Source organism: Giesbergeria sp. (assembly GCF_028686475.1).
Classification (GTDB): domain Bacteria; phylum Pseudomonadota; class Gammaproteobacteria; order Burkholderiales; family Burkholderiaceae_C; genus Simplicispira.
Map to the genome: position 1 here is coordinate 1 of NZ_JAQUCA010000052.1, position 4,661 is coordinate 4,661.

2 protein-coding genes are annotated in these 4,661 nt (G+C 50.2%); both read left to right on the top strand.

Translation table 11 applies throughout. The features are described from left to right. Window positions 1-47 precede the first annotated feature (47 nt). On the top strand, window positions 48-3,671 hold the full coding sequence (locus tag PHX60_RS15760) for a reverse transcriptase domain-containing protein (RefSeq protein WP_300079698.1): 3,624 nt from the start codon (window positions 48-50) through the stop codon (window positions 3,669-3,671). A gap of 699 nt (window positions 3,672-4,370) precedes the next feature. Next, a partial coding sequence (locus tag PHX60_RS15765; protein ID WP_300079700.1) for a hypothetical protein occupies window positions 4,371-4,661 on the top strand: 291 nt, incomplete at its 3' end.

Genomic DNA, 4,661 nt, shown 5'->3' on the forward strand with positions numbered 1-4,661 from the left:
AAGTGCCCGTGTCACAAGCTTGTGCGGGTACTCTCCATCTAGATGGCATGCACATTGAAGTTCCTAAAGCTCATGTGATGGAAGGTCTCTTAAAAGGAGTAGACCTGATTCTTGGCATGGATTGGTTAACAAAACAGGATGCGGACCTGAAGTGTGGTAAAGGTGTGGTACAGCTAACGCATAACAACCGACGCCGAACTTTGCAGCCAAAAATACATGACAAGCATGTGTCTCAGCCTGGTGTGGCTGCGGTGAAGCAAGCTGGAATCCAGCCCATGCTCACAGCCAAAAGGGCAGCACGTGCATTACGTCAAGGTTGCAAGTCTTTTCTGGTGTTAGTGCAGAAATGTGAACAGCGTGCTAGTGGCACATTCATGTGCTCACCTAAATCCACACGTGGTGGTAGCCTTGCTGCTATGCAAGATCCTGTGGTGCAACATGGCCTGGTTCCGGACCATGTATTGCAACACCTCTTGGAGGAGTATCAGGATATTTTCCAGGAGCTGCCGGGTGGTATGCCGCCCAATGAGGCAACGGGTCACACAATCAGGTTGGAACCTGGTGCCCAGCCTCCATTCAAACGCCAGTCGCGGTTAACACGTGCTGAAGAGGAAGAAGTGAGAAAGCAAGTCGCAGATTTGTTGGGCAAAGGCTTCATTGAGCCAAGCAGTTCACCTTTTGGTGCTCCGGTGCTCTTTGTGCAGAAAAAGGATGGCACATTGAGGATGTGTATTGATTACCGTGCGCTGAACAACATCACAGTACGGGATCGATACCCCTTGCCCAATATTCAAGATCTGATTGACAAGCTACATGGCAGCACTGTGTATAGCTCACTGGATTTGCAGCAGGGGTATCATCAGATTCGCATCAAACCAGAAGATGTGCCCAAAACTGCATTCATCACACCCCTTGGTCAATTTCAATTCAAAGTGCTGTGTTTTGGTCTAACCAATGCACCAGCAACTTTTCAGCGGGTGATGAATTCCATCTTTGGGCAGTACATTGGAAAATTTGTGTTGTTGTATCTGGATGACGTTCTGGTGTTCAGCAAAAATGCAGATGAACATGCTCAACACCTGCGTCTTGTGTTTGAGGTGCTGAGAAAACATAAACTATATGCAAAATTAAAAAAATGTGAGTTCAACAAGTGTGAGCTCAAATTTCTAGGCCACATGGTGGGATGTGAGGGCGTGCGAGTTGACCCCGATAAAATGGCTGTAGTTCAAAAATGGCCAGTACCAAAAACTGTTAAAGAGCTTCAAGGGTTCCTCGGATTGGCCAACTATTTCCGCCGCTTTGTGCGCAACTACAGTACCATTGCCGCCCCTCTCACCAGCCTAACACAGCGAGCCAATGCTGACGCCTTTAACTGGGATAAATGGAGTGAGAAAGGTCCTGAGCTAATTGCTTTCTTAGAGCTTAAAAAGGCACTGACCTCAGCTCCCGTGCTGGCGCTGCCTGACCTTAATAGCACATTTGAAGTTCACACTGATGCATCTGTGCATGGCACAGGTGGTGTGCTTATCCAGAAAGGTCGTGTGGTTGCATACACCAGCTCTAAGTTCTCCTCTGCCGAGTATAATTACACCACAGGGGAGCAGGAATTTCTTGCTCTGGTGCGCGCGCTGCAAGTGTGGCGCTGCTACCTTGAAGGCAGCCCTGAAGTGCTGCTAGTGACAGATCACCACCCATTGGTGTATCTGCAATCCCAGTCCAGTTTGTCAAGGCGTCAGGCCAGGTGGATGGAGTTTTTGTCAAGGTTCAACTGGAAAATTGTGTACAGACCTGGCAAAGACAATATAGCTGATGGCATCTCCCGCACCCATCCACTTATGGCGCTCATGGCTGCTGTGAAAGCCCCTGATGTGAAGGCAATGATGCCTCACACACCTGGCCAGATGGCAGGTGAAAAGCATGCGCTGTGCTCTGTCAAAGTACAGAGGACTGACTACGGCTACCTGCTTGTCCAGACCCGTGGGCAGGCAAGACGCGCTGAAGGGCTGCGCGTTCCTGAGCCGGCCGCTGCATCCCCGTTCGACACCCCAGGTGATTCGCGGCCTGATGGGGGGGAGCACGGTGAGCAAGCACAGCACATGCAACAGGGTCGTGTGCCGATGGAAGTTGACCCTGAAGTTGAAAAGAGTGGAAATCCAGGGCACGTTCCTGATGCTGAACCTAATGCTAAGCCAAGCATATCCCTGCTAGAGCAGTTGGTTGCTGCCTACGCAAAGGACAAGCGCTTTAAAGACGCTGGGTTCACCAAACACTTCACTTTCAATAGTGACAAGGGAACGTGGATGGTGGGTGACCAGGTGGTGGTACCTGACAGTCCTCAGGTCAAAAACCGCATTATGAGGGAGATGCACGATGGGCGGTATGCTGGACATTCAGGCATAACAAAAACACTTGAGCGTGTGATGCGGGTGTTCTACTGGCCTGACTTGCGAGATGACGTGAAGCTGTACGTACGTATGTGCGACGCGTGTCAGCGCAACAAGTCTAGCACGCAGCGAAAATATGGCTTGCTGCAACCACTACCTGTCCCTGGATTCCGCTGGGCAAGTGTGTCATGTGATTTGATTGTCAAGCTGCCCCTCTCAGCAGGCAGGTATGATGCCATCCTCACCTTTGTTGATAGGCTGAGCAAGATGGTGCACCTGGTGCCCACGTCAGAGAAGTTGTCCGCTACAGAGTTTGCGGCCATATTTGAACGCGAGATTATCAGGCTGCACGGGGTGCCTGAAGATCTGGTAACTGACAGAGGAACCCAGTTCAATAACCACTTCTGGCGTGAGGTCATGAACCTGCTGGGAATGGAAGTGCGCATGTCGAGCGCCTACCACCCACAGACAGACGGGCAGACTGAACGTTACAATCGTGTAATAGAGGAGATGCTCCGGGCGTATGTCAGTCCCTCTCAGGAGGACTGGTCAGCCCATTTGCCGGCTGTTGAGTTTGCCATCAACAACTCCTGGCAGGAGACGGTGAAGAACACACCATTCTTCCTGAACTACGGTCAACACCCCCTGACACCAGCTGTCAAGGATTTGCCACGGCGTGTGCCCGCTGCCCATGATTTCACCAAAGGCATTGAACACGCAGTGCGTGAAGCCAAGCGGTGCATGGCTGAGGCACATGAGCGCATGCGAATGCGTGAAAACCAGAAGCGCCGTGATGTGGTGTATCAGGCCGGAGATCTGGTCATGCTGAGTACACAGAATCTGACTAAGCATGTACTAGACCCAGGAGCACGCAAACTCAAACCAAGGTTCATGGGACCTTTCAGTGTGATACAGCCAATAGGCAGCGCTGCGGTCAAACTCGCAATTCCAAAAGCCTGGTCTCGTATTCACAATGTGTTCCATGTATCCCTGGTAAAGCCATACCTCGGTGCTGATAAGACCAAAGCTCAGCAAGAGGTAGCTCCCCCACCTGTGCAGTGGTTGGATGGTGAACCCATCTACCGCGTTGAGAAACTGCTAGATAGCAGACAGGTGAAGAAGGGTCGCAAGACTGTGACAGAGTACCTCGTAAGATGGGAAGGTTACAGTTCTGTGCATGACACTTGGGAGCCAAGGAGCAACCTCCTCACATGTGGAGATTTGGTGAAGCAGTTCAAGCTCGAGCGCGGAATGGAGCTGACTGCTGAGGACTTTGACAATGCATGATTTGTGACTGCGCTGACTGTGATAATAGAAGTACTGAGCATTGTCAATAACAGTGCTATGACCTGAGCGCAAGCGAGTCAATGGGACGTAGGAGAATGAAGGGTCGTGTGACTTTCCTGGCCAGATTGTCACGACAACTCATCCCCTTGAGTTGGACTTGAAGTTCTCTTATTACCATTGGCGGGGCAAGTCATTAGCTGCGGACAGCTAAGCCTGATGGGGGGGAATGTTACGTGCTTGACAGCACAAGTATACACCCACCCTTAGAGGCTCATTGGTATCACACATATGGAGTATGTAGCGGTGACTGGGTCATAGGCTGGGTTCGATTCCCAGAGCGTTATCAGCCCTAAACGCTTAGCCGCTATCTACCTATCTAACTCTTAACAATGATATCGCAGCTAGTTGGACAATAGCGTATGCGACGGTCCAGTCCTCGTGACTAAGACGAGCGATTCTGGATTCAATTTACTCCCAATAGTTTGCCTGTTACTAATTAAAATACCTTTTGTTTTCACATCCACAGCATCCCTGCGGCTGCACGGTTGAAACCGTCTCACTCCACGTCAGACATAGTAGGCATGGACTCCAACATGCAAGGTTAGTTTTTATTTGACGTTCTTGCATTGCTGTTTTAGTTTTTGGGCAAAGCCCAATATGTCGTTTCTAAACGACGGGGATATCCCACGGGACCCCAGGTTGCAAACGCAACCAGAGCACAATAGTGCCAATGCCTTATTAAACGGCTTAGCAGCAATGCTGCAATCAGTTTTAAATGGGACCCCTGACTTAGGTCAAGTCCAACAGTTGTTGCACGAGTTGCAAGCAGTGCAAACGAGCACAACAAATCCACAAGTGCAAGCAAGCACTATAAATCCACAAGTGCAAGTCAGCACTATTAATCCACAAGTGCAACAAAGCACAATCGATGAACTAAATATCAATACTATGCTTGTGCGCGCAGATACTTTTGGTGGTCGCGATGGTGAG

Coding starts and splice junctions, on each gene's coding strand:
- PHX60_RS15760 (WP_300079698.1), top strand. CDS start 48: ATGCACATTGAAGTTCCTAAAGCTCATGTGATGGAAGGTCTCTTAAAA.